We start from the raw sequence: 25,457 nt of genomic DNA, 5'->3' as shown, positions 1-25,457 counted from the left end.
ACGTCACCTCATCGCAGTTCGGCGATCACCGGCGCGAACGTCTCCAGATCGGCCTCGAGGACGGTGATATAGCCGAAGCCGAACCGCTCGCGATTGGCGCGCAGCCGCCGGGCGATTTCCGGCGGACTGCCGATCAGGACCGTGGGCAACTCGTCCACAACCGCCAGCACCTCCGGTTTCAGCACGGATCGGTATCTGTCCAGGAACTCCGCGCGCCGCTGCGGCGGCACCACGGTCTGCACCAATACGTTCAACTCCACTTCGGGGGTCCGCTCCCCCAGCGCCGCACGAGTGAAGGCCACTCGCTCGTCGATCGCCTCGGGCCCGGCCAGGCGCAACGCACCGGTCCCCGTGGTGGCGGCGCCGGTGAAACCCACCACGGCCGCGTACCGGGCGGCCAGCGTCAACACCCGGTCGCCCCAGCCCGCGATGAGCAGCGGCGGGCCACCGGGCCGCGCCGGGCGGGGTTGATACTCCGGGTCCGACAGCGCGGTGCGCAGCGTCCGCACGGTCTCCTCCAGATGCGCGACCCGCTGGCCGCCGGTGCCGAAGGGGATACCGGCGGTCTCGAATTCCTCGCGGACATACCCTGCTCCCAGACCCAGTTCCAGCCGCCCGGAGACGAACCGATCGGTGCCGGCCACCTCACGTGCCAGCAACACTGGGTTGTAGAAACCGGCGTTGAGCACAAATGTGTTCAACCGCACCCGCTCGGTGTTCTCGGCCGCCAGGACCAGCGCGGGAAAGGGCGCGACGATGCCGAGATGATCGGCCACCCCGATGACGTCGTACCCGAGTTCCTCGGCTCGACGACATTTGCGCACCCATTCGTCGCGGGACTGCGGGACCGTCATATTGACGCCGAAGCGGAATTCACCTGGTGATGTCACCTCCCCTGCATACCTTGCGGATAGCGACCGCGCAGAGCGGGAATACCGGACAGGCAGCGCGCACCCGCCCGTCCGCAGCCCATACAGTGGTGTGCGCCGGGCGGGCGCCGCGTCCCCCGAGCCGACCAGGAGGAATGTCATGAACGCCACGAAAGCCCGGACCGGCCTGATGATCGCGGCCGCCGCGCTGGCACTGGCCGGCTGCACCGAAATCGAACAGGCGCTCAACAAGGGCGGCGACACCCCGTGCCGGGAATACGTCCAGCAGGATCAGCAGACCAAGCGGGTCACCATCACGAAGTTCCTCGAAGAGCAGCTCGGCCGCGAACCGACCGGAACGAATGTGGACCTGTCGATGGCCGCGGTGGACGGTCTGTGCAGTGTGCAGGCCAATGCCGACACCCCGATCGAGCGCGCCGATGTCGCCGGGATCTTCATCCGGAAATAGCTGATGTGGGCACCGATCCCGGCAGGCGCTCCGTCGCCGGGGACATCGGTCGCGTAGGCATCGTTCATATACCACAAGGCTTTTCATCGATCTCACCCCACCCTCTCGCTCCTGCGATCCCAATACGCAAGAATGTGTTCGCAAGAATGCCGGCGAAGAAGCCACCCGGAATCGGGGCCGCGGCGGACCGGTTACCGGGTGCCGCGGCGGGCACCCACGCGGCATACCGAGGCGAGGGAGCGAGATGTCTCATCGGATCTGTTCGTTGATACCGCCGGGCGACCGCGGCACGGCAAGAGGCTGCTGATGGCCTATCGCAGCGACCGGGTCGCGGTGACCGACCGGGCCCGCAACGCGTTACGCGAATTGATCGAGCACCACGGCCCCATCCTGCTCTATCTACCCCACCACGGCCCCGGCGATCCGTGCCCGAAATGGCTGCCGATCCGCGATTTCCGCGCCGCCGAGGGGGATACTCTCTTCGGGCGTCTCGCCTGGCACACCGAACTGTGGATGAGCGAGCAGGCCTATACGCGTTTCCACCGCGAGCACCTGACCGTCGACGTTCCCCCCGACCTCGGCCCGGCCTCCGCCGGAGAGGCGGACGGCGAGGCGCCGGAGCCGTCGGCGACCTTCCTGCTACGGGCCCGCCGGCTCAGCGCCGCCGAAGCCGCGGCGCTCGATGCCCGGCGGCGCGGCCGCGGCGCCGGGAGCTGACCCGCCCGCACTCATCGGCCCGGCCAGAACCGCAGGCCCCGCGCGATACCCATCAGGACCCGCTGCCACAGATCCCGCGGGATCAGCGGCGGCGGATCCAGATTCAGGAAACGAGTGGTCACCACCGACTGGGGCTCGGTGAACTTCAGCAGCCCGTTCGGACCGTGCCGCCGCCCCACCCCCGACTGCCCCATCCCGCCCATCGGCGCGGCGGTACTGCCCCAGGCCGGGGCGTAGCCCTCGTTCACGCAGACGGTGCCGGTGCGCAGACGGTGGGCGATCCGCTCGCCTTCGGTGCGGCTGCCCGCCCAGACACTGGCGTTCAGCCCGTAGGCGCTGTCGTTGGCCGCCGCCACCGCCTCGTCCACCGAATCGACGGGATACACCGCCACCAGTGGGCCGAAGGTTTCGCCACGCCCGCAGATCATCTCGTCGGTCACCCCGGTGAGGACGGTCGGTTCGAAGAACAGCGGCCCGATATCGGGCCGCGGTCTGCCACCGGTTCGGATCACGGCTCCCCGCGCCACCGCGTCGGCGAGGTGGCGGCTCACCGTGCGCAATTGTTCCTCGGAGATCAGCGACCCGATATCGACCGAATTATCGTAGGCAGCACCCAGCTTCGCCGCCTCGACGGCGGCCACGAAGGCCGTGGTGAACTCCTCGGCGATCGCGCGGTCCACATAGATGCGCTCGATGGAGATACAGAGCTGCCCGGCGTTGGAGAAACAGGCCCGGACCGCGGCGCGGGCGGCGCGGGCGATATTCGCCCCCGGCGCGACGATCATCGGATTCTTGCCACCCAGTTCGGCGGAGAACCCGATCAGCCGGCCTCCGCACTGCCGGGCGAGTGTGCGACCGGTGGCCGACGACCCGGTGAACATCAGATAGTCGCAGGCGTCCACCATCGCCGCGCCGACCACCGCACCGGGGCCCGGCACCACGGCCAGTAGGTCGCGGGGCAGCCCCGCCCGGTACAGCAGATCGGCGCCGGCCAGTGCGGAGAAGGGTGTCCGGCTGTCCGGCTTCAGCACCACCGCGTTACCCGCCAGCAGCGCCGGAATCGCATCACCCAGTGAGAGCACCAGCGGATAGTTCCACGGCGCGATCACCGCGACCACGCCCACCGGGCGCGCACCGACGGTGGCGCGGTTCAGGACGGGGAAAGCGCCGGGTACCCGGTGATCGTCCAGGAGCGGCGGCGCGATTCGCGCGAAATAGCGCGCCGCGAACATCAGCCCCATCACCTCTTCCTGCGCCGCCCAGCGCGCTTTGCCGGTCTCGGCCTGGATCACATCCATCAGAGCGTCACGGTGTTCGACGACCGAGGACCGGAACCGGTGCAGTACCCGGGCACGTTCGCTCGCCGGACGCGCGGCCCAGTGCGGCTGGGCGGCGCGCGCACGGCCGACCGCCGCGGTGACGTCCTCGGCGGTCCCGACCGGTATGGTGCCCAGGGGCCGGCCGGTGAAGACCTCGGCGAGGGTGGCGGCGGGCCGGGCGCCGGCATCGCCGATCGCGGACAGCGCGGACAGTCGATCGAACACGGCGGTATCCGGCACGGGCATCGCTACCTCCCAGCTGTCGGTATTCCACGAGGTCGGAACAGAATCTACCCACTGACGCCGCCCCTCGACACCCACCGCGCGTCACATTCCCGACTCGGTGTCAAAAAGAGTCCTGTTCAATGGGATTCGAGGTGCACTTCGGGCCCCCAGCGGCTACTTTGTTGCGATGTTCAGAGCGAGGCTCGGTGTCCGCGCCCGGATCCTGGCCATCGCACTCATCCCGAGCCTGACCCTGTTGGTGGTCGGTGTGGGTGCGACGGGCTATCTGATCGACCAGGGACAGCACGACCGGCAGGTGACCGAAGCGATGCGGGAAGCCTCCGGACCCACCCGCACGGTGTACGAGATCGTCCAGAACGAACGCCGCCTCACGCTCACCTACTTATCGGGTGATCCGGAGGCTGCGGCCGCGCTGGCCGCGGTGCGGCCCAACAGCGAGCAGGCCCTGCGTGGCCTGGTCGACTCCGCCCAGCGGCTGCGAGACCTGCAACCGGACGAGATCTCCGACGATGTCGGATCCTTCAACACCCTCATCCAGCAGCTCGGCAACATCCGTACCGCGGTCGACGCCCGGACGGTGTCGCCGGGCGACGCCTACACGTTCTACGCGCGTCTCCTGGACGCATTGTCGGTAGGCGCGCACCTGTCCCGTTCCTTCGCGCCCGATGCGGAGTCGGCCACCCAGCTCACCCTGTCGACCCGCATCATGCACCTGCTCGAGGCGACCTCCCGCAGCCACGGCCTGGCGGGGGCGGCACTGCGCACCGGACGGCCGGTGGCCCTGCCCGAGGAGTACTTCCAGCAGACCGGCTTCTACCACACCGAAACGGCCCTGATGGCCGCCGAACTCGACGCCGAACCCGCCGAACGGCTGCGCAATCTCCTCAGCAGCCCACAGTGGCAGCAGCTGGTGCGCACGGAGAACAGCCTCATCGGCCGCAGCGTGCCCGGTGCGGAGTCCGGCGAGAACTCGGCTGCCCTGCCGCCCGCGCAGCTCGCGTCCTGGCAGGCCGCCGCCGATCACGTCAACCACGAAATGCTCGAACTGTGGGACGACCAGAACCATGTCATGCAGCAGACCTCGCTGGACGCGGCGTCGCGCACCACGACCCAGTCGCTGCTCATCGGACTCGCCGTGCTGGTGATCTCCGCCGCGGCGTTCGGCATCTCCCTGGTCCTGGCCAACCGGTTCATCCACCGCCTGGTCCGGTTGCGCGACCACACCTTGGCGCTCGCCGACGAACGGCTGCCCGATATGCTCACCCGCCTCCGTGGCGGGGAGGCCATCGACGAATCCGAGGCCGCCGCGAAGCTCGATTTCGGACACGACGAACTGGGTGCGGTGGCCACCGCCTTCGAACACGCGCACGCGGTGGCGGTCACCGCCGCCATCACCGAGGCCCGCACCCAGGAGGGCGTCAAGTCGATCTTCCTCAACATCGCGCATCGCAGTCAGATCGTGGTCCACAAGCAACTGGAGATCCTCGACGAGGCCGAGCGGCGCGAAGAGGATCCGGCCATGCTGGACATCCTGTTCAAACTCGACCACCTCGCCACCCGGGAACGCCGCAACGCCGAGAACCTCACCGTTCTCGGCGGCGGCAAACCGGGCCGCCAGTGGCGCGCTCCGGTGCCCCTGGTGGATCTGGTGCGCAGCGCGGTCGGCGAAACTCAGGACTACACCCGGGTGCGCCTGGCCCGGCTGCCCGAAATGCGCGTCGCCGGGGGCGCGGTGGGTGATCTCATCCATCTGCTCGCCGAACTCGTCGACAACGCGACCTCCTTCTCGCCGCCGCAGTCACGGGTACAGGTCACCGGATCGGTGATCGGCAAGGGCGTGGCCGTGGAGATCACCGACCAGGGCATGGGGATACCCGAGGACACCCGCGAACGCCTCAACGATCTGCTCGACAGCCCGCCGAACTTCGAGGTCGCCTCGCTACAGAGCGATTCCCGCCTGGGCATCTTCGTGGTCGCGCAGCTGGCCGGCCGCCACGGCATCTCGGTGCGGCTCTGGGAATCGGAGTACGGCGGCGTACGCGCCGTGGTCATCGTCCCGGCGGGACTGCTCACCGATCCCGCGGAGGAGACCACTCCGCTCACCGGATTGCCCAGGGCCGTGCCACCGGGTCCGGACGACGGCAGCGAACCCGCCGCCGAGGGCGTTGCCACTGCGACCCTCGTCGAGGACCGTCCGCGAACGGTCCCCGGCGCACCCCTCCCGGCCGCGCCGAGCGCGCCACCGGCAGTCGATACCGCCGGCCCCGCGGCGCCCGTCACCGGCCCCGCGGAGACCACCACCGAACCGGAAGTGCTGCCCGACGGTCGTCCGGCTTTACCACGCCGTACCAGGCAGGCTAAAGTCGCACCGCTACCGGAAGATTCGGGAGCCACGCAGGACGCGACGACGCGGCCACGCTCGGCCGATCAGGCCCGAGACCTGATGGCGGCGATCGAAAACGGCACCCGGCAGGGCCGCAGGCCTCTGCCGGGCGCGGATTCCGGGAGCCCGACATCGGACGGCGCGTCCCCGGATGAACAGGAAGGCTAAGTGTCCACTTCCACTCAAGGTGATCTGAACTGGCTGCTCGACGACCTCGTCGAGCGACTCGCGGGGGTCCGGCTGGCGGTCGTACTGTCCACCGACGGAATGCTGCTCGGCCACTCCTCGAAAATGGATCGCACCGAAGCCGAGCACTTCGCGGCGATGTCGTCCACCCTGCACGGACTGGCCCGCAGCGCGGGCGCCCGGTTCGAAGGCGGGAACGTACGACAGGCGGTGATCGAACTCGACCGGGCGGTCCTGTTCGTCACCTCCGCCGGAGACAACGCCTGCATCGCGGTGCAGGCGGCCGCGGACGCCAATCTGGGGATGGTCGCCTACGAAATGAATCTGACCGTGCAGCGGGTGGGCAGTCATCTCTCGACCAGTTCCCGCAGCGGAACCGGGGCCGATACACCGCAACCGTGAGAACAGCGGCACCGCGATGACCGGTACACGGGATCCCTGGTTCGATGACGACGCCGGACCTCTGGTGCGGCCGTATGCCATCACCCGGGGCCGCACCATGGGTGCGGGCCACGATCTGGATATGCTCACTGTCGTGGTCAAAGCCCGGGGAGCCCCGCCGTTGCGCCGCAGTGAACCCGAATACATCGATATCGTGCACCTGTGCACGGAAGCACAAACCGTGGCGGAGGTGGCAGCCGCCTTGAAACTGCCGCTGGCGGTGACCAAGATTCTCGTCGGAGATCTGATCGGTGACGGCCATCTGATCTTCCGGGCTCCGGTGCAGATGGAGTCCGGTCCCGGCGACTTCAACATATTGCGAGCGGTACTGGATGGAATCCGAAAAATTTGACCCTGCCCGGATGGACCCCGGGGCGCCGGCTCTTGCTGCGTCGGTGAAGGTCCTCATCGCTGGTGGTTTCGGCGTCGGCAAGACCACCATGGTGGCCTCGATCAGCGAGATCCCGCCGCTGCGCACCGAGGAGATGATCACCGAACTCAGTACGGGGATCGACGATCTGTCCGGTGTCGAATCCAAGACGACCACCACCGTCGCACTCGACTTCGGTCGCATCACGATCGACAAGGACCTGGTGCTGTACCTGTTCGGGACGCCCGGGCAGGACCGCTTCTGGTTCCTGTGGGACGAATTGGCGCGCGGTGCGCTCGGAGCCGTGGTGCTGGCCGATACGCGCCGTTTGGGCAACTCCTTCGCCGCTATCGATTATTTCGAGCGGCGCGGCCTGCCCTTCCTGATCGCGGTGAACTGTTTCGACGAGGCACCGCGCTACACCATCGACGAGGTGCGCGACGCGCTCGACCTGGAAGCGGCCATCCCGGTGATGCTGTGCGATGCCCGCGACCGGGTCTCGGCGAAGAATGTGCTGCTCAGCCTGATCGAGCATCTCATCGACCGGGCGACCCGGCCGAATCTCACCACCAAACAGAGCTGATCAGTGGCGGGGCCGGTCGCACGGCCCCGCCGCCGCAGCGCTCAGGGCAGCAGCCCGGCGGCGTGCAGTTCGTCGAACAAGAGCCGGTCCACCGGCGGCACCCGGGGTCGGTCGCCGTACCCGAACCAGGCCAATTCGGCGATCTCACTGCTCGCGGTCAGCGTCCCGTGATAGTCCGCCCGGTAGCAGCTCATCCGGACCAGCGCCGCGCCGTCCAGCGCTTCGTAGACGCCCACAGGTTCCACCGTGCCGGGGAGCAGCGTGACCGTGAGCTCCTCGGTGACCTCCCGGAGCAGCGTCTGCCGATCGGTTTCGCCGGGCTCACGCTTCCCGCCCGGGATGAAGAACACATCCTTACCTCGCGGCCGGGCACACAGAATCCGCCCCTCCACGATCAGTACCCAGGCGACCGTATCGATGAGTTCGCCGACCCGCTCCTCCGTCACGCCGGCATCGTACCGACACGGTCGCGGACCCATCTCGGCCAAGGTGCCACGAACCACGCGATCGCGGACGTACCATGCGGACGTGGCCGATGCGAATCCTCCCGCCGCGCTGCGGGTCCTGGTTTACAGCAACGACGCCGACACCCGGAACCAGGTGATGACGGCGCTGGGACGGCGCCCGCACCCTGATCTACCCCCGCTGGAGTACCTCGAAGTGGCCACTGCCCCGGTGGTATTGGAGCGGATGGACGCCGGGGCCGTCGATCTCGCGGTATTGGACGGCGAATCCACTCCCGTCGGCGGGATGGGTCTGGCCAAACAGCTCAAGGACGAGATCGGTGACTGCCCGCCGCTGGTCGTGCTCACCGGCCGCGCCGATGATGCCTGGCTGGCGAATTGGTCCCGGGCCGAGGCGGTCGCCACGCATCCGATCGACCCGTTGCGACTCACCGAGATCGTGGTCGAGGTACTGCGCCGCCGCGCGGTCGTGTGAGTTCGATTACGTTCTTTCGCTCATAAATCTCAGTCCCGAATTCGATCAAAGCGGCCCCCGAAACCGCGTTGGCGCTGGCGTAACAGTTGTAGGCTGTGCTGTAGCTCACATGAGCGCGGGAGATGACATATAACCCGCGGCGCCGATTGGTCCCCCAGCCCGATCTCGATTTCCGGGGACGATCCGGCGGCGCGGGCCGTACCCATCGACCGCCCGGCCCCGTTCGCGGAATCCGGCGGCAACCGCCGCGGGGTTCCAGTTCGCAAGGAGGGGAAGCGCAGTCGTGAACACCGAACTGCCGATACTGGTTCTCGGCGCCGTCGCCGCCGCGTTCGCGGTGATCTCGGTCCTGATCGCCGGCCTGATCGGCCCCAAGCGCTACAACCGCGCAAAACTACAGGCCTACGAATGCGGTATCGAACCGACACCGCATGCCACGGCCGGCGGCGCGGGAAGTATTACCGGACAACGCTTTCCGGTGAAGTACTACCTCACCGCAATGCTATTCATCATCTTCGATATCGAGATCGTGTTCCTCTACCCGTGGGCGGTCCATATCGATGCGCTCGGGGTGTTCGGCCTGGTGGCGATGGCGCTGTTCATCGTCAACGTCTCGGTCGCCTACGCCTATGAATGGCGGCGCGGCGGCCTGAGCTGGGACTAGCCGCGCACCTCCGATCAGCCGTACCCGCGCCGAGGCGCGAGTCGTAGACCCAGGGAGTAGTCGGACATGGGTTTGGAAGAGAAACTGCCCAGCGGTTTCGTGCTCAGCACGGTCGAAGCCATGGCGGGGTATATGCGAAAAGGGTCGGTATGGCCGGCCACCTTCGGCCTGGCCTGCTGCGCCATCGAGATGATGGCCACCGGTGGCGGCCGATTCGATTCGGCGCGCTTCGGGATGGAGGTTTTCCGCGCCTCACCACGGCAGGCCGATCTGATGATCGTGGCCGGCCGGGTCAGCCAGAAGATGGCGCCGGTACTGCGCCAGGTCTACGACCAGATGACCGAGCCGAAATGGGTACTGGCCATGGGCGTCTGCGCCTCCTCGGGCGGGATGTTCAACAACTACGCGATCGTGCAGGGCGTCGACCACGTGGTCCCGGTGGATATCTACCTGCCCGGCTGTCCACCGCGACCCGAGATGCTGCTCAACGCGATCCTGGCCCTGCACGCCAAGATCCAGGAGACACCCATGGGGGTGAACCGGGTCGAGGCCATACGCGCGGCGGAGCAGGCGGCGCTCGCGGCGACGCCGACGATCCGGATGGAGGGGTTGCTGCGATGAGCGCCGAGCGTCCGGAATCCACGCGCGCCGAGCGCTCCGATTCCACGCGCGCCGAGCGCTCCCGGTCGACCGACAGCCGGGCCGTGGAGCCGGAACAGCCGGTGGGTCCCCACGACGAGGTGATCGGCGTGCGCCGGGGCATGTTCGGAATCGCCGGCAGCGGCGACACCTCCGGATACGGCCGGCTGGTGCATGAGGTCGCCCTGCCCGGCGGCAGCGCGCCGCCCTACGGTAGCTGGTTCGACGAGGGGATCGCACTGCTGCGCGGCGCCCTCGGCTCCGGCGCCGGATTCGACGCCGCGATCGAGAAAATCGTGGCCGATCGCGGTGAACTCACGCTGCATGTGCGCCGCGACCATCTGGTGGCGGTGGCCCGGGCCCTGCGCGACGACCCGGCACTGCGTTTCGAACTGTGCCTCGGCGTGAGCGGAGTCCACTACCCCGACGACACCGGTCGCGAACTGCGCGCCGTCTATCACCTGAATTCCATCACCCACGGGCGTCGTATTCGGCTCGAGGTGGCCGCACCGGATACCGATCCCCGTATTCCGTCGCTGTACCGGGTGTATCCGACCTGCGATTGGCACGAGCGGGAGACCTACGACTTCTTCGGTATCCGTTTCGACGGGCACCCGTCGCTGACCCGCATCATGATGCCCGACGACTGGCGCGGACACCCGCAGCGCAAGGACTACCCGCTCGGCGGGATCCCGGTGGAGTACAAGGGCGCGCGCATTCCGCCGCCCGATGAGCGGAGGGCGTACAGCTGATGAGCGAGATCGATACCCGGCCCGGGGTCACCGGTGGGCCCGGCCACGAGGAACCCGCACCGCCGCCCGGCGGCGGACACGACGAGACCACGACCCCCGCGATCACTGTCGCGGGACAGGACTGGGACGAGGTGGCCGACGCGCTGCGCGGCGCGGGCGAGGAACGCATCGTCGTCAATATGGGCCCGCAGCATCCGTCCACCCACGGCGTACTCCGTCTCATCCTGGAGATCGAGGGCGAGACCGTGGTGGAGGCCCGCTGCGGAATCGGCTACCTGCACACCGGAATCGAGAAGAATCTCGAATTCCGGACCTGGGCGCAGGGCGTCACCTTCGTCACCCGGATGGACTATCTGTCGCCGTTCTTCAACGAGACCGCCTTCTGCCTCGCCGTGGAGCGGCTGCTCGGCATCACCGGCGATATTCCCGAACGCGCCACCGTGATCCGGGTGCTGCTCATGGAACTCAATCGCATCTCGTCGCATCTGGTGGCCCTGGCCACCGGCGGAATGGAATTGGGTGCTCTTACCCCCATGCTGTTCGGTTTCCGGGAACGGGAACTGATTCTCGACGTCTTCGAGACGATCACCGGGCTGCGGATGAATCACGCCTTCGTCCGGCCGGGCGGGATCGCCCAGGACCTCCCGGACAACGGCGTCACCAAGGTACGGGAACTGCTCGAGCTGATGCCGAAACGTCTGCGCGATATGGAGCATCTGCTCACCCACAACCCGATCTTCAAGGCCCGCACCCAGGACATCGGCTATCTCGACCTCACCGGCTGTATCGCCCTCGGGGTCACCGGCCCGGTGCTGCGGTCCACGGGCCTGCCGCACGACCTGCGCAAGGCGATGCCCTACTGCGGGTACGACACCTACGAATTCGCGGTCCCCACCACCGATACCTGCGACTGCTACGGCCGGTACCTGATCCGGATCGAGGAGATGAAGGAATCGCTGAAGATCGTGGAGCAATGCCTGGACCGGCTGCGGCCGGGGCCGGTGATGGTGTCGGACAAGAAGATCGCCTGGCCCGCGGATCTGACCCTGGGGGACGACGGCCTCGGCAACTCACCGCGGCATATCGGCAAGATCATGGGCACCTCGATGGAGGGGCTCATCCATCACTTCAAGCTGGTCACCGAAGGTATGCGGGTACCGCCGGGGCAGGTCTACGAGGCGGTGGAATCGCCGCGCGGGGAACTCGGGGTGCATATGGTCAGCGACGGCGGCACCCGCCCCTATCGCGTGCACTATCGCGATCCCTCGTTCACCAATCTGCAGGCCGTCGCGGCCACCTGTGAAGGCGGCATGGTCGCCGATGTGATCGCGGCCGTCGCCAGTATCGATCCCGTGATGGGCGGTGTGGACCGATGAGGCGATCCCGCCGCCCTCGCTTCGGCCTCCGCGGACCGTACGCACCGCCTTCGAAGGAGGACCGTTGACCGAGATCCTGTTGCGCCTGAGCACGCGCCCGCAGCCGTATCCGGCCGAGGTCCGGGCCCGGCTGGAACCGGACGCCAAAGAGATCATCGGCCGGTATCCCCAGCCCCGATCGGCCCTGTTGCCGCTGCTGCATCTGGTGCAGTCGGAGGAGGGCCACGTCAGCAGTAGCGGCATCGGGTTCTGCGCCGAGTTGCTCGGGCTCACCGCCGCCGAGGTCACCGCCGTGGCCACCTTCTACTCCATGTACCGGCGGACCCCCACCGGCGATTATCACGTCGGTGTGTGCACCAACACCCTGTGCGCCGTCCTCGGCGGCGACGCGATATTCGCCGCGCTGCGCTCCCATCTGGGAATCGGGCACGGCGACACCACCGCCGACGGCGCGGTCACCCTCGAGCACATCGAATGCAACGCGGCCTGCGATTACGCACCGGTGGTCATGGTGAACTGGGAGTTCTTCGACAACCAGACCCCGGAGTCGGCGCGGGCGCTGGTGGATGCCCTGCGGGCCGGGCACAAGGTCACCCCGACCCGGGGTGCGCCGCTGTGCACCTTCCGGGAGACGGCCCGGGTCCTGGCCGGGTTCCCCGACACCCGCCCCGGTGTCCTGGACGGGGAGCCCGGCACCCCGACGCTGGCCGGCCTGGAGATCGCACGCGACCAGGGTCTGCGCGCACCCGAGGTCGCCGACTCGGCCGAGGACGGTATGCCATGACGCTGACGCCCGTGCTGAGCAAACACTGGGGCCTGCCGAAATCGTGGACCCTCGACACCTACCGCGCCCACGGCGGCTACGACGCGCTGCCGGTGGCCTTCGGTATGACACCCGACGAAGTGATCGCCACGGTGAAGGACGCCGGGTTACGCGGCCGCGGCGGCGCCGGTTTCCCGACCGGGATGAAATGGGGGTTCATCCCCCAGGATCCCGAACCGGACGGCACGGTGAAGCCGCACTATCTGGTGGTCAACGCCGACGAGTCCGAACCGGGGACCTGCAAGGATATTCCCCTGCTGCTGGCCGATCCGCACGCGCTGATCGAGGGCGTGATCATCGCCGCCTACGCGATCCGCGCCGCGCACGCGTTCATCTATCTGCGCGGTGAGGTGGTGCCCGTACTACGCCGGCTGCAGGCCGCGGTGGCCGAGGCCTACACCGCCGGGCTGCTGGGCCGCGATATTCTCGGATCGGGTTTCGATCTCGAACTCATCGTGCACGCCGGTGCCGGTGCCTATATCTGCGGCGAGGAAACGGCACTGCTCGATTCCCTCGAAGGCCGGCGGGGACAGCCCCGGTTGCGGCCACCGTTCCCGGCGGTCGCCGGGCTGTACGCCAGTCCGACGGTGGTGAACAACGTGGAATCCATCGCCAGCGTTCCGCCGATCCTGCGGCACGGCACCACCTGGTTCCGGTCCATGGGCAGCGAGAAATCTCCCGGCTTCACCCTGTACTCGCTGTCCGGGCATATCGCCCGGCCCGGCCAATACGAAGCGCCGCTGGGCATCACCCTGCGGGAGCTGCTCGGCTACGCGGGCGGCGTCCGCGCCGGACACGACCTGAAGTTCTGGACCCCGGGCGGCTCGTCCACGCCCTTGTTCACCGCCGAGCACCTCGATGTCCCCCTGGACTACGAGAACGTCATGGCCAACGGTTCCATGCTGGGCACCAAGGCGCTGCAGATCTTCGACGACAGCACCTGCGTGGTCCGGGCCGTACTCCGCTGGACCGAGTTCTACGCCCACGAATCCTGCGGTAAGTGCACCCCGTGCCGGGAGGGCACGTACTGGCTGGTGCAGTTGCTCACCCGGCTGGAGTCCGGAGTGGGCACACCCGCCGATCTCGACAAACTGCTGGATATCGCCGACAACATCAACGGCAAATCCTTCTGCGCGCTCGGTGACGGCGCGGCCAGTCCCATCGTCTCCTCGATGCAGTACTTCCGCGACGAGTACATCACCCATCTGGAACAGGGTGGCTGCCCCTTCGATCCCGCCCGCGCGACCGCCTGGGCCGGATCCGCGGCCGGAGAGGGAAACCGATGACAGCCACCGTTCGCTCCGATTCCGCCGATCTGCAGCCGGCCGATCTGGTCACCCTCACCATCGACGGGACGACCGTCAGTGTGCCGCCCGGCACCCTGCTGATCCGTGCCGCCGAACTGATCGGGGTGCAGATCCCGCGGTTCTGCGATCATCCGCTGCTCGCGCCGGTGGGCGCGTGCCGGCAGTGCCTGGTGGACGTGGAGGGCCAGCGTAAACCGGTGGCCTCCTGCACCATGCCGGTCACCGAGGGCATGGTGGCGCGGACCCAGCTGAGTTCGGAGGCCGCGGCGAAGGCCCAGCAGGGCGTGATGGAACTGCTGTTGATCAATCATCCGCTGGACTGCCCCGTCTGCGATAAGGGCGGCGAATGCCCGCTGCAGAACCAGGCGATGTCCACGGGCCGCACGGAAACCCGGTTCGAGGGTGTGAAACGTACATTCGAGAAGCCGATTCCGCTGTCCAGCGCGGTGCTGCTGGATCGCGAGCGCTGTGTGCTGTGCGCCCGGTGCACCCGCTTCTCCCAGCAGGTGGCCGGCGATCCGTTCATCGAACTGCTCGACCGCGGCGCCCTGCAGCAGGTCGGCACGGCCGAGCACGAACCGCTCGACTCCTACTTCTCCGGGAACACCGTCCAGATCTGCCCGGTCGGCGCGCTCACCGGCACCAGCTACCGGTTCCGGGCCCGCCCCTTCGACCTGGTGTCCAGTCCGAATATCTGCGAGCACTGCGCTTCCGGTTGCGCCCAGCGCACCGACCATCGCCGCGGCAAGGTGCTGCGGCGGCTGGCCGGTGACGATCCACAGGTCAACGAGGAATGGAACTGCGACAAGGGCCGGTGGGCCTTCGCCTACGCCACCGAGCCCGACCGCATCACCACCCCCCTATTGCGTGGGCCGGACGGTGAGCTGGCGCCCTGCTCGTGGTCGGAGGCGCTGGCCGCGGCCGCGCGCGGCCTGCGCGCCGGCAACGGCAGGACAGCGGTACTGCCCGGCGGGCGGATCACCGAGGAAGAGGCCTACACCTACGCCAAATTCGCCCGGGTGGTGCTGGGCACCAACGATATCGATTTCCGGGCCCGGGCCCATTCCGCGGAAGAGGCCGAATTCCTGGGCGCCTGGGTGGCGGGCCATACCGACGCGGTGAGCTACGAAAGCCTCGCCACCGCTCCGGTGGTGCTGCTCGCCGGCTTCGAGCCGGAGGAGGAGTCCCCCATCGTCTATCTGCGGTTGCGGAAGGCGGCACGCACCGGCGGTCTGCCGATCTTCTCCCTCGCCGCGTTCGCCTCCCGTGGGCTGGTACGGATGTCGGGCACGCTCGTGCCGGCGGTGCCCGGTGCCGAGGCGCAGATCCTCGGCACCCTCGAATCCCCCGGAATGACCCCCGGACCCGAGACCTTGGCACGGTTGCTGCGCGAACCCGGTGCCGTCATCCTGGCCGGGGAACGGCTGGCGGCGGCCCCCGGCGCACTGTCGGCGGTGGCCCGGCTCGCGGCCCAGACCGGCGCGGCACTGGCCTGGGTGCCGCGACGTGCGGGTGAACGCGGTGCGGTGGAAGCGGGAGCGCTGCCGGCGCTGCTACCCGGCGGGCGCCCACTCAGCGACCCCGAAGCCCGCCGACAGGTCTGCGAAGTGTGGAACATCTCCGACCTGCCCGCCGAGCCCGGCCGCGATATCGGTGCGATGCTGGCGGGCGCCGAAACCGGGGGCACCTTCCTCGTCGGCGGTGTGGAACTCGCCGATATGCCCGACCCCGTCGCCGCCCGGGCCGCGCTGAGGACAGCGGATTTCGTGGTTTCGCTGGAGCAGCGGCACAGCGAGGTCACGGCATCGGCCGACGTGGTGTTCCCGGTGGCGACGGCGACGGAGAAGTCCGGCACCTTCCGTACCTGGGAGGGCCGGCCCCGGCCGTTCGCGGCGGCGCTGACCGACAACACCGTGCGCCGCACCGCCGCACCGCTGTCCGACCAGCGGGTCCTGCACAGCCTCGCCGCGGAGATGGGATTCGCACTCGGCGCGCCCGATTCCGCGACCGTGCGCGCCGAACTCGACCGGCTCGGCCCCTGGACCGGCGCGACCGCCGCACCGCCGCGGTATCCGGCCGCACCGGCGGCCACGGCCGGTCCGGGCAGGGCGGTCCTGGCCGGTTGGCGGATGCTGCTGGATCGCGGCCGTATGCAGGACGGTGAGCCCAACCTGGCGGGTATCGCCCGGCAGCCGGTGCTGCGGCTGTCGGCCGCCACCGCCGCCGAAGCGGGTGCGGCCGATGGCGACCCGGTGACCGTCGGCACCGAATACGGCACCGTCACCCTGCCCGCGGAGGTCACCGAGATGCCGGACCGGGTGGTCTGGCTGCCGATGAACTCACCCGGCTGCGCGCTCTACACCGATCTCGGCGCCGGGCCGGGCAGTGTCGTCACGGTGCGGCGCGCCGACCCTCGGACGGAGGCATCCGATCATGTATGACCTGTCCCTCTTCGGCCTCGACCCGCTGTGGCTGGTCGCCGCCAAGGCTGTGGCCATCTTCGTATTCCTCCTGCTGACCGTGCTGTTCGGCGTGCTGGTGGAACGTAAGGTCGTGGCCTGGATGCAGATGCGCGTCGGCCCCGACCGGGTGGGCCCCAAGGGGCTGCTGCAGAGCGCCGCCGACGGCGTGAAGATGGCGTTCAAGGAAGATATCGTCCCCGCGATCGTCGACAAGCCGATTTTCGTACTCGCCCCGATCATCTCGGTGGTATCCGCCGTGCTGGCCTTCGCGGTCATCCCGTTCGGGCCGGAGGTCTCGGTTTTCGGGCAGAACACCGCCCTGCAGCTGACCGATCTGCCGGTGGGCGTGCTGTACATCCTGGCGGTCACCTCGATCGGGGTGTACGGGATCGTGCTCGCGGGCTGGGCGTCGGGATCGACGTACCCGCTGCTCGGGGGGTTGCGCTCCACCGCCCAGGTGATCTCCTACGAGATCGCCATGGCCCTGTGCTTCGCGGCGGTCTTCCTGCTCGGCGGCACCATGGCCACCTCCGGGATCATCGCCGCGCAGCAGCCCACCTGGTACGTCTTCCTGCTGCTGCCCTCGTTCCTCATCTACTGCATCTCGATGGTCGGCGAGACCAACCGGGCGCCCTTCGATCTGCCGGAGGCGGAGGGAGAACTCGTCGGTGGTTTCCACACCGAGTACTCGTCGCTGAAGTTCGCGATGTTCATGCTCGCCGAATACGTGAACATGGCGACCGTCTCCGCGCTGGCGACGACCATGTTCCTGGGCGGCTGGCGGGCGCCGTTCCCGATCAACCTGTGGGAGGGCGCGAATTCGGGCTGGTGGCCGCTGCTGTGGTTCACCGCCAAGGTCTGGATGTTCCTGTTCGTATTCATCTGGTTGCGCGGTACGCTGCCCCGCCTGCGCTACGACCAGTTCATGAATCTGGGCTGGAAGCTGCTCATCCCGACCTCGCTCGCTTGGGTGATGGTGGTGGCCACCGCCCGGGTTCTCGACCTCGAGGGCTACCCCGTCGCCACCCCGATTCTGGTGATCGGCGGGCTGCTGATCACCGGGCTGCTGGTCGGCCTGTTCCTCCGGGCCGGGAACGCACCCGCACGGGCGCCGGAGTTCGGACCCGAGGACGATCTGCCGGCTCCCGGTGCCGCGCCGAGGTCGTCCGGCGGTACTGAGGTGTTCCTGGGGTTCCCAACCCCGCCACTACCGGAGAAGACCTCGACCATCACCTCCTCCCCCGGGCTCCTCGAACCGCTGGCCGGTTTCGCGGTCACCTTCCGCACCATGTTCAAGAAGCCGAACACCGAGTTCTACCCCGAGGAGAAGGTCCCGACCGCGCCGCGCTACCACGGCCGCCATCAGCTCAACCGCCATCCCGACGGGCTGGAGAAGTGCATCGGCTGCGAACTGTGCGCCTGGGCCTGCCCGGCCGACGCGATCTACGTCGAAGGCGCGGACAACACCGACGAGCAGCGCTTCTCTCCCGGTGAGCGGTACGGGCAGGTGTATCAGATCAACTATCTGCGCTGTATCGGCTGCGGATTGTGCATCGAGGCCTGCCCCACCCGCGCCCTGACCATGACCAACGAGTACGAGCTCACCGATGACAACCGGGCCGATCTGATCTACGAGAAGGACCGGCTGCTCGCCCCGCTCGCGCCGGATATGCAGGCCCCGCCGCATGCCATGGCCCCGGGAACCACCGAGGCCGACTACTACCTGGGCCGGGTGCGGGGCACCCCCGAACGGCCGACCGCGGATACCGCCCAGGGAGGTCTCCGATGACACTCGCCACCTCGCCCGCCCTCCTCGCCGCCGCACCCCTCACCGAGACGGGAACCGGTGAGGCGGTGCAGTTCTGGATCCTCGCGCCGTTGGCGGTGCTGGGCGCGCTCGGTATGGTGTTCGCGGCCAAGGCCGTTCATTCGGCCATCTGCCTGGCGGCCACGATGATCACGCTGGCGGTGTTCTACATCGCCCAGGACGCACTGTTCCTCGGGGTGGTGCAGATCGTGGTCTACACCGGCGCGGTCATGATGTTGTTCCTGTTCGTACTGATGCTGGTGGGCGTCGATTCCGCGGAATCGCTGAAGGAGACCCTGCGCGGCCAGCGGATCGCCGCGGCGGTGGTGGGTATCGGGTTCGGGCTGCTGCTGTGCACCGGTATCGCCCACGGGGTGCGGCGCTCCGGCATCGAATTCCCCGCCACCGGTTTTCCGGGCCGCGATGTGATCGGCGAACTCGCCGAGCTGATCTTCGTCCGCTATGTGTGGGCCTTCGAACTCACCGGCGCCCTGCTCATCGCGGCCACCATCGGCGCCATGTTGCTCGCGCACCGCGAACACTTCGGACCGAAACTCGGCCAGCGGGAGCTGTCCCGGCGACGGTTCCGCGATGCCGGGCACCGGCCGACGCCGCTGCCCACTCCCGGCGTCTATGCCCGGCACAACGCCGTCGATATACCCGCCCGGCTCCCCGATGGATCCTTCGAAGAGCTATCGGTCTCGACCATCCTGCGCCATCGCCGCACCCAGGCCCTCACCGATGCCGCGGTGCTCTCGGTCGGCGCCCCGGCGACCGGCGACACCGCGCCGGGCGCCGGTCACAGTTCGGCGCTCGGCGCCGGTCACAGTTCGGCGCTCGGCGCCGGTGACACTGCGGCGCTCGGCGCCGGCCACACCACCGCTCGCCCGGCCGATGAGGAAGGTACCCGGTGAACCCCGAGAACTATCTTTTCCTATCCGCCCTGCTGTTCACCATCGGCGCGGCCGGAGTCCTGTTGCGGCGTAACGCGATCATCGTGTTCATGTGCATCGAGCTGATGCTCAACGCGGTGAACCTCGCGTTCGTCACCTTCGCCCGGATGCACGCGAACCTGGACGGTCAGGTCTTCGCCTTCTTCACGATGGTGGTCGCCGCCGCCGAGGTCGTGGTCGGCCTGGCCATCATCATCACCATTTTCCGCGCCCGCCGCTCGACCTCGGTCGACGACGCCAACCTGCTGCGGTTCTGAGATGGATACCGCATCGCTGTGGCTGCTGCCCGCCCTGCCCCTGGCCGGCGCCGCCGTACTGCTGCTCACCGGACGCCGGGCCGACGCCTGGGGTCATCTGCTCGCCACCGTGGCCGCACTGGCGTCGTTCGTGGTGGCCGTGCTCGCGTTCTTCGGGATGCTGGGCCGGGCCGACGCCGACCGCGCGGTCGCCGTCGACCTGTTCAGCTGGGTTCCGGTGGCCGGGCTACAGCTCGACTTCGGCCTGGGCCTGGACCAGCTGTCGATCTGTTTCGCGCTACTCATCACCGGTGTGGGCTCACTGATCCATATCTATTCGGTCGGCTATATGAGTACCGATCCGGGCCGGCGCCGATTCTTCGCCTACCTCAACCTGTTCCTCGCCGCCATGCTGCTGCTGGTGCTGGCGAACAACTACCTGGTGCTCTACCTGGGCTGGGAGGGTGTCGGTCTGGCGTCCTATCTGCTGATCGGATTCTGGTATCACAAACCGTCGGCGGCCACGGCGGCCAAGAAAGCGTTCGTCGTCAACCGGGTCGGCGATATGGGACTGGCGCTGGCCATGATGGTCATGTTCGCGACCTTCGGATCCCTCGATTTCACCGCGGTATTCGACGCCGCGCCCGGCGCGAGCGACGGAACGCTCACCGCCATCGGGCTGTTCCTGCTGCTGGCGGCCTGCGGTAAATCCGCCCAGGTACCGCTGCAGTCCTGGCTCGGGGACGCCATGGAGGGCCCGACCCCCGTTTCCGCGCTCATCCACGCCGCCACCATGGTGACCGCCGGTGTGTACCTGATCGCCCGCTCCAACCCCCTCTACAACCTCGCACCCACCGCCCAGGTGGCGGTGGTCGTGGTCGGTGCGGTGACGCTGCTGTTCGGCGCGATCATCGGCTGCGCCAAGGACGACATCAAGAAGGCGCTGGCCGCGTCCACCATGAGCCAGATCGGTTATATGGTCCTGGCCGTCGGTCTGGGTCCTGCCGGGTACGCGGTCGCCATCATGCATCTGCTGACCCACGGTTTCTTCAAGGCGGGCCTGTTCCTCGGCGCGGGCTCGGTGATGCACGCCATGGACGACGAAACCGATATGCGACGCTACGGCGGGCTGCGCACCCTGCTGCCGATCACCTACGTCACCTTCGGTCTCGGCTACCTCGCGATCATCGGGGTGCCGCCGTTCGCCGGTTTCTTCTCCAAGGACCGGATCATCGAGGCGGCCTTCGCCGCGGACGGTATCGCGGGACCGATTCTGGGCACCGTGACCCTGCTCGGCGCCGGGCTCACCGCCTTCTACATGACCCGGGTCATGTTGCTGACCTTCTTCGGCGGGCGGCGCTGGAAACCGGATACCCATCCGCACGAATCACCCGGGGTCATGACCGGCCCGATGATCCTGCTGGCCCTGGGGTCGGTCGGCGCCGGCGCGGTATTCGTGTGGGGTTCTTCACTACAGCACTGGCTCGCGCCCGTGGTCGGCGAGCATCACGGCGAGCCCGCGTTGCCGGTTCCGGTGATCACCGGTCTCGCGCTGGTGGTGGTCGCGGTCGGCGTAGGAGTCGCGTACCGGCAGTACGCGCGCGCCGAAGTCCCCGAGACCGCCCCCGAGGCGGTGACCGCGCTGACCGTCGCCGCGCGTCGCGACCTGTACGGGGACGCGGTCAACGAGGCGGTCTTCATGCGACCCGGCCGGCATCTGACCCGGTCGCTGGTGTTCCTCGACAACCGCGGAATCGACGGTCTCGTCAACGGCACCGCCGCCGTCATCGGCGGGGTGTCCGCGCGGTTCCGCCGGATCCAGACCGGTTTCGTCCGTTCGTATGCCCTGTCCATGTTCACCGGCGCGGCCCTGGTGGCCGCAGCCCTGCTGGCCGTGAGGATCTGGTGAGCGACGTGCCCTGGTTGACCATACTGTGGCTGCTTCCCGTGGTGGGTGCGGTGGTCGTACTCCTACTGCCCGCGTCCGGACGGGCGGCGGCCCGCTGGCTGGGCCTGCTGTTCGCGATCGGCACCTTCGTGGTGGCACTCGGAATCGCCGCCGCCTTCCAGCCGGGGGGCGAGCAGTTCCAATTCGTCGAATCCCGTACCTGGATACCGGCGTTCGGTGCCGGTTACACCGTCGGAGTGGACGGGATCGCGCTGGTCCTGGTGCTGCTCACCGCGGGCCTGGTACCGCTGCTGGTCCTGGCCGGATGGCACGACGACCGCGAGGTCGGCACCGGGAAGCGGGTGACCCATACCTATATCGCGCTCACCCTGCTGGTCGAGGCGATGGTCCTGGTCTCGTTCGTCTCGCTCGACATCCTGCTGTTCTACGTGTTCTTCGAGGCCATGCTCATCCCGATGTACTTCCTCATCGGCGGCTTCGGACCCCGCACCGACGACGCGCAGGTGCGCCGGCAGCGTTCCCGGGCGGCGGTGAAATTCCTGCTGTACAACCTGCTCGGCGGTTTGATCATGCTGGCGGCGGTGATCGGGCTCTACGTCCTGACCGTCCAGCAGGATCTCGGAGCGGACGGCGCGGGCACCTTCGATCTGCGGCTGGTGGTGGAAGCCGCCAACTCCGGGCAGCTCGGCGCCGCGCCCGCGCTCCTCAACGCCCTGTTCCTCGGATTCCTGTTCGCCTTCGCGGTGAAGGCCCCGCTGTGGCCGTTGCACACCTGGCTTCCGGACTCCGCCGTCGCCGCGACACCTGCCAGCGCGGTCCTGATGATGGCCGTGGTGGACAAGGTCGGCACCTTCGGCATGCTGCGCTACTGCCTGCTGCTCTTCCCGGATGCCGCGCGCACCTACGCCCCGCTGGTGATCACGCTGGCCGTGATCGGGATCCTCTACGGCGCGCTGCTGGCCATCGGGCAGACCGATGTGATGCGGCTGATCGCCTACACCTCGATCTCGCATTTCGGATTCATCGTGCTCGGCATCTTCGCCATGACCAGTCAGGGCCAGACCGGCGCGACCCTGTACATGGTGAATCACGGACTGTCCACGGCGGCACTGTTCCTGGTGGCGGGCTTCCTGGTGTCGCGGCGCGGCAGCCGGCTCATCGCCGACTACGGCGGTGTGCAGAAGGTCGCGCCGGTGCTGGCCGGAACGTTCTTCATCGCCGGCCTGGCGACACTGTCGCTACCCGGACTGGCCCCGTTCGTCAGCGAATTCCTCGTCCTGATCGGCACCTTCAGCAGGTATCAGGTGGCCGCGGTGATCGCGTCGGCCGCCCTGGTCCTGGCCGCGGTCTACGTTCTCTGGCTGTATCAGCGGATGATGACCGGCCCGGTGGCCGAGGGCAGCGAACGCATCCGGGACCTCGTTCCGCGCGAACTCGCGGTGGTGGTGCCGCTCATCGCCGCACTGATCTTCTTCGGCCTGTACCCCAAACCGGTGCTGGATTTCATCGATCCCGCCGTGAATCAGACCCTCACCACCATCGGAAGTGCCGATCCACCACCACCGGTACCGGCCCGGCCGGAGGCGGCGAACAGCGGAGGTGTGCATCATGAGCGCTGAGCCGACCGGAGGCGCGATCCTCGCCGCGTCCATCCCGGCACCGAGTATCGAATACCACGTCCTGGCACCGATTCTCGTGGTCTTCGGCGCGGCCGTACTGGGAGTTCTGGTGGACGCCTTCGTCCCCCGGGCCCGGCGTTATGCCACCCAGCTCACCCTGACGATGGCCGGGCTGACCGCGGCGCTGGTGGCGGTGATCCTGCTCGCCGGTACCTCCACCACCGCGGTGGGCGGCGCGGTCGCCGTCGACGGGGTCACCCTGTTCCTGCAGGCGACGATGCTGATCGTCGCGATCCTGGTCGTACCCTTCGCCGCGGAACGCGGGCCGCTGCCCCGGCCGCGCTCGGGTCCGGGCACCTGGAGCCGCGCCGCCGCCGCGCCCGGCTACGGTATGGACGCGTTCACCCCGCAGGCCTCCGCCGTACCCGGCAGCGCCACCGAGCGGTCCGCGGCGACCGCGGGTATCACCCCCACCGAGGTGTTCCCGCTGCTGATGCTGGCACTGGGCGGGCTGCTGCTGTTCCCCGCCGCCAATGATCTGCTCACGATGTTCGTCGCGCTCGAGGTGCTCTCCCTGCCGCTGTATCTGCTGTGTGGGCTGGCCCGCCGGCGTCGCCTCCTCTCGCAGGAAGCGGCGATGAAGTACTTCCTGCTCGGTGCGTTCTCCTCGGCGTTCTTCCTGTACGGCGTGGCCCTGCTGTACGGCCAGGCCGGGACGGTCCGGCTCACCGGGATCGCCGACGCCCTCGCGGCCGAGACCGGCGAACCGACCCTGGCGCTGCTGGGGGTGGCGATGCTGGCGGTGGGTCTGCTGTTCAAGATCGGCGCCGTGCCGTTCCAGGCCTGGGTGCCCGATGTGTACCAGGGCGCCCCGACCCCGGTCACCGCGTTCATGGCCGCGGCCACCAAGGTCGCCGCCCTCGGCGCGCTGCTGCGGGTCCTGCAGGTCGGCGTGCCCGGGATCGCCGCCGACTGGCGCCCGGTGCTCGCCGCGGTCGCCGTGGCCACCATGCTGGTCGGTGCGGTGCTGGCGATCACACAGACCGATATGAAGCGCATGCTCGCCTACTCCTCGATCGCGCATACCGGCTTCCTGCTCACCGCCCTGGTCGCGGCGGATGACCGGGGTACCTCGGCCACCCTCTTCTACCTGGCCGTCTACGCCCTCGGCACCCTCGGCGCGTTCGCGATCGTGAGCACCGTACGCGAAGCCGACGGCACCGAGGCCACCGAATTGTCACGGTGGGCCGGTCTCGGCCGCCGCTCGCCCTGGCTCGCGGGCGCCTATGCGTTGCTCCTGCTGTCGTTCGCGGGTATCCCGCTCACCGCCGGTTTCGTCGCGAAATTCGCGGTGTTCCAGGCCGCGGCCGCGGGCGAGGCGGGATTCCTGGTCGTGATCGGTGTCCTGGCCAGCGCCATGGCGGCCTTCTTCTATATCCGGGTGATCGTGCTGATGTTCTTCACCGATCCCCCCGCGGATCCGCCGGTTCTCGCCGTCCCGCCGGCCACCACGGCACTGATCGGTATCTCCGCCGCGGCGACCCTGTTCTTCGGCATCGTGGCCCAGCCGCTGCTGAATCTGGCCGACAGCGCGGGCCACTTCGTCCGGTAACCCGCCGCGTAGCGCGAAGACCCGGGTTCGCGGACCCGGGTCTTCGCGTTTGCGCTGGTCGGCTGTGGTCACCGGCACACCGCCAGATTGTTGATTAGGTAAAGCAACAAACATATAGTTGATTACCGCAAGCAACTGAACAATCTCTGGAGCCCACATGGCCGTTTCACCCGACACCGCACAGGGCGTTCTCGACGAACTGTTTCTGATCAGTCGAGCATTGCGCCGGTCTCTCGCACAGCCCGAAGAGGGCAACCTGCTGCCGGGTGGAATCAGTGTCCTCGTCAATCTGGAAATGGCGGGGCCCTGCCGTCAGGTCGAACTCGCCTGCCAGATCGGTATCAGCGCCTCGGCCATGAGCCGCCACATCAGCGAGCTCGTCTCCGACGGCTATGTGGTGCGCAATACCGATCCCAGCGACGCCCGCGCCACCCGCGTCGAGGTCTCCCCCGCCGGCCGCGAACTCCTGGCCCGCATCCGCGAATCGCGGGTCCGAGGCCTCCAGGAGGTTCTGGCCGACTGGACCCAGGACGACGCGGAACGCGCGCGGCAGATCCTGCACACGCTCCGGAGCCGCCTCATCGAACGGGACAGCCGCAGCGCCGCGGCCGACCACCAGAAACATTCGGAAGAGAGAGTCGATGTCGACTGATACCGCGGCGCCGGTCTCACGCGAGCCGGTCGCCATGAGCCATCGCCAGATCCTCGAAGCGATGACCGGCCTGCTGGCCGCGCTGTTCACCGCGCTACTCAGCACCACCATCGTCGCCAACGCC

General features: G+C 68.3%; 24 protein-coding genes and 1 pseudogene. 22 read left to right on the top strand and 3 right to left on the bottom strand.

Annotated elements, in window-relative coordinates; translation table 11 throughout:
- Positions 1-8: 8 nt before the first annotated feature.
- A complete protein-coding gene (locus AB0F41_RS25590) occupies positions 9-890 on the bottom strand; it encodes a TIGR03621 family F420-dependent LLM class oxidoreductase (protein ID WP_357427995.1) in 882 nt (293 codons plus the stop codon).
- Between the two features lie 139 nt (positions 891-1,029).
- Here AB0F41_RS25590 and AB0F41_RS25585 point away from each other — a divergent pair, with 139 nt between their 5' ends.
- Together AB0F41_RS25585 and AB0F41_RS25580 are read left to right on the top strand one after the other, a co-directional pair.
- The gene (locus tag AB0F41_RS25585) at positions 1,030-1,338 is read left to right on the top strand and encodes a hypothetical protein (RefSeq protein ID WP_357427994.1); all 309 of its coding nucleotides are present in this window, start codon (positions 1,030-1,032) and stop codon (positions 1,336-1,338) included.
- 306 nt (positions 1,339-1,644) lie between these two features.
- Entirely contained in the window at positions 1,645-2,055 is a 411-nt protein-coding gene (locus AB0F41_RS25580; protein ID WP_357427992.1) for a DUF779 domain-containing protein, read from the top strand.
- Positions 2,056-2,066: 11 nt separating this feature from the next.
- Here AB0F41_RS25580 and AB0F41_RS25575 read toward each other — a convergent pair whose 3' ends face one another.
- Positions 2,067-3,620, bottom strand: coding sequence for a succinic semialdehyde dehydrogenase (locus tag AB0F41_RS25575; protein ID WP_357427990.1), 1,554 nt, complete (start codon positions 3,618-3,620; stop codon positions 2,067-2,069).
- Between the two features lie 166 nt (positions 3,621-3,786).
- Between AB0F41_RS25575 and AB0F41_RS25570 the strand changes: the two genes are divergently transcribed.
- The 4 genes from AB0F41_RS25570 to AB0F41_RS25555 are packed head-to-tail and all read left to right on the top strand — an operon-like array spanning position 3,787 to position 7,583.
- Entirely contained in the window at positions 3,787-6,171 is a 2,385-nt protein-coding gene (locus tag AB0F41_RS25570; protein WP_357427988.1) for a nitrate- and nitrite sensing domain-containing protein, read from the top strand.
- Positions 6,172-6,591: a roadblock/LC7 domain-containing protein gene (locus AB0F41_RS25565; RefSeq protein WP_357427986.1), complete on the top strand. Its 420-nt coding sequence runs from the start codon at positions 6,172-6,174 to the stop codon at positions 6,589-6,591. It abuts the gene before it with no gap.
- Between the two features lie 16 nt (positions 6,592-6,607).
- A complete protein-coding gene (locus tag AB0F41_RS25560) occupies positions 6,608-6,982 on the top strand; it encodes a DUF742 domain-containing protein (protein ID WP_357427984.1) in 375 nt (124 codons plus the stop codon).
- Positions 6,983-6,992: 10 nt separating this feature from the next.
- Positions 6,993-7,583, top strand: a complete 591-nt coding sequence (locus AB0F41_RS25555; protein ID WP_357427982.1) for an ATP/GTP-binding protein — start codon at positions 6,993-6,995, stop codon at positions 7,581-7,583.
- A gap of 41 nt (positions 7,584-7,624) precedes the next feature.
- On the opposite strand, the gene AB0F41_RS25550 is transcribed toward AB0F41_RS25555, so the two are convergent.
- Positions 7,625-8,029 carry an NUDIX domain-containing protein gene (locus AB0F41_RS25550; RefSeq protein WP_357427980.1) on the bottom strand — a complete coding sequence of 135 codons (405 nt, stop codon included), beginning with the start codon at positions 8,027-8,029 and terminating at the stop codon, positions 7,625-7,627.
- Between the two features lie 82 nt (positions 8,030-8,111).
- Between AB0F41_RS25550 and AB0F41_RS25545 the strand changes: the two genes are divergently transcribed.
- The 16 genes and pseudogenes from AB0F41_RS25545 (at position 8,112) to AB0F41_RS25470 (ending at position 25,333) form a co-directional block, all read left to right on the top strand.
- Positions 8,112-8,522, top strand: coding sequence for a hypothetical protein (locus AB0F41_RS25545; RefSeq protein WP_357427978.1), 411 nt, complete (start codon positions 8,112-8,114; stop codon positions 8,520-8,522).
- 283 nt (positions 8,523-8,805) lie between these two features.
- On the top strand, positions 8,806-9,186 hold the full coding sequence (locus AB0F41_RS25540; RefSeq protein ID WP_357427976.1) for an NADH-quinone oxidoreductase subunit A: 381 nt from the start codon (positions 8,806-8,808) through the stop codon (positions 9,184-9,186).
- A gap of 66 nt (positions 9,187-9,252) precedes the next feature.
- Positions 9,253-9,807 (top strand): NADH-quinone oxidoreductase subunit B family protein, encoded by a 555-nt coding sequence (locus AB0F41_RS25535; protein WP_357231701.1) that lies wholly within the window; start codon positions 9,253-9,255, stop codon positions 9,805-9,807.
- Positions 9,804-10,577: an NADH-quinone oxidoreductase subunit C gene (locus tag AB0F41_RS25530; protein WP_357427974.1), complete on the top strand. Its 774-nt coding sequence runs from the start codon at positions 9,804-9,806 to the stop codon at positions 10,575-10,577. Before AB0F41_RS25535 ends, AB0F41_RS25530 begins: the two co-directional genes overlap by 4 nt.
- Entirely contained in the window at positions 10,577-11,953 is a 1,377-nt protein-coding gene (locus tag AB0F41_RS25525; protein ID WP_357427972.1) for an NADH-quinone oxidoreductase subunit D, read from the top strand. The genes AB0F41_RS25530 and AB0F41_RS25525 overlap by 1 nt, the downstream gene beginning before the upstream one ends.
- 64 nt (positions 11,954-12,017) lie before the next feature.
- A complete protein-coding gene (gene nuoE, locus AB0F41_RS25520) occupies positions 12,018-12,737 on the top strand; it encodes an NADH-quinone oxidoreductase subunit NuoE (RefSeq protein WP_357427970.1) in 720 nt (239 codons plus the stop codon).
- Positions 12,734-14,062: an NADH-quinone oxidoreductase subunit NuoF gene (gene nuoF / locus AB0F41_RS25515; protein WP_357427968.1), complete on the top strand. Its 1,329-nt coding sequence runs from the start codon at positions 12,734-12,736 to the stop codon at positions 14,060-14,062. Before nuoE ends, nuoF begins: the two co-directional genes overlap by 4 nt.
- Complete coding sequence (locus AB0F41_RS25510; RefSeq protein WP_357427966.1) at positions 14,059-16,524, top strand: NADH-quinone oxidoreductase subunit G; 2,466 nt, start codon at positions 14,059-14,061, stop codon at positions 16,522-16,524. The genes nuoF and AB0F41_RS25510 overlap by 4 nt, the downstream gene beginning before the upstream one ends.
- A pseudogene (nuoH, locus tag AB0F41_RS25505) lies at positions 16,517-17,719 on the top strand (NADH-quinone oxidoreductase subunit NuoH); the annotation flags it as partial. The gene AB0F41_RS25510 and the pseudogene nuoH, both read left to right, overlap by 8 nt.
- A 6-nt stretch (positions 17,720-17,725) precedes the next feature.
- The gene (gene nuoI / locus AB0F41_RS25500; protein WP_357428028.1) at positions 17,726-18,334 is read left to right on the top strand and encodes an NADH-quinone oxidoreductase subunit NuoI; all 609 of its coding nucleotides are present in this window, start codon (positions 17,726-17,728) and stop codon (positions 18,332-18,334) included.
- Positions 18,331-19,266: an NADH-quinone oxidoreductase subunit J gene (locus AB0F41_RS25495; protein WP_357427964.1), complete on the top strand. Its 936-nt coding sequence runs from the start codon at positions 18,331-18,333 to the stop codon at positions 19,264-19,266. Before nuoI ends, AB0F41_RS25495 begins: the two co-directional genes overlap by 4 nt.
- A complete protein-coding gene (nuoK, locus tag AB0F41_RS25490; RefSeq protein ID WP_357427962.1) occupies positions 19,263-19,562 on the top strand; it encodes an NADH-quinone oxidoreductase subunit NuoK in 300 nt (99 codons plus the stop codon). Before AB0F41_RS25495 ends, nuoK begins: the two co-directional genes overlap by 4 nt.
- Position 19,563: 1 nt before the next feature.
- Entirely contained in the window at positions 19,564-21,450 is a 1,887-nt protein-coding gene (gene nuoL / locus AB0F41_RS25485; RefSeq protein ID WP_357427960.1) for an NADH-quinone oxidoreductase subunit L, read from the top strand.
- Positions 21,447-23,069, top strand: a complete 1,623-nt coding sequence (locus AB0F41_RS25480) for an NADH-quinone oxidoreductase subunit M (protein WP_357427958.1) — start codon at positions 21,447-21,449, stop codon at positions 23,067-23,069. The genes nuoL and AB0F41_RS25480 overlap by 4 nt, the downstream gene beginning before the upstream one ends.
- Positions 23,059-24,681 carry an NADH-quinone oxidoreductase subunit NuoN gene (gene nuoN / locus AB0F41_RS25475; protein WP_357427956.1) on the top strand — a complete coding sequence of 541 codons (1,623 nt, stop codon included), beginning with the start codon at positions 23,059-23,061 and terminating at the stop codon, positions 24,679-24,681. Before AB0F41_RS25480 ends, nuoN begins: the two co-directional genes overlap by 11 nt.
- A gap of 157 nt (positions 24,682-24,838) precedes the next feature.
- Positions 24,839-25,333 carry a MarR family transcriptional regulator gene (locus tag AB0F41_RS25470; protein WP_357427954.1) on the top strand — a complete coding sequence of 165 codons (495 nt, stop codon included), beginning with the start codon at positions 24,839-24,841 and terminating at the stop codon, positions 25,331-25,333.
- The last annotated feature ends 124 nt before the right edge of the window (positions 25,334-25,457 follow it).

Origin of the sequence: Nocardia sp. NPDC024068 (assembly GCF_040638875.1) — a bacterium.
Classification (GTDB): domain Bacteria; phylum Actinomycetota; class Actinomycetes; order Mycobacteriales; family Mycobacteriaceae; genus Nocardia.
This window is presented reverse-complemented; position numbering and strand designations above follow the sequence as displayed.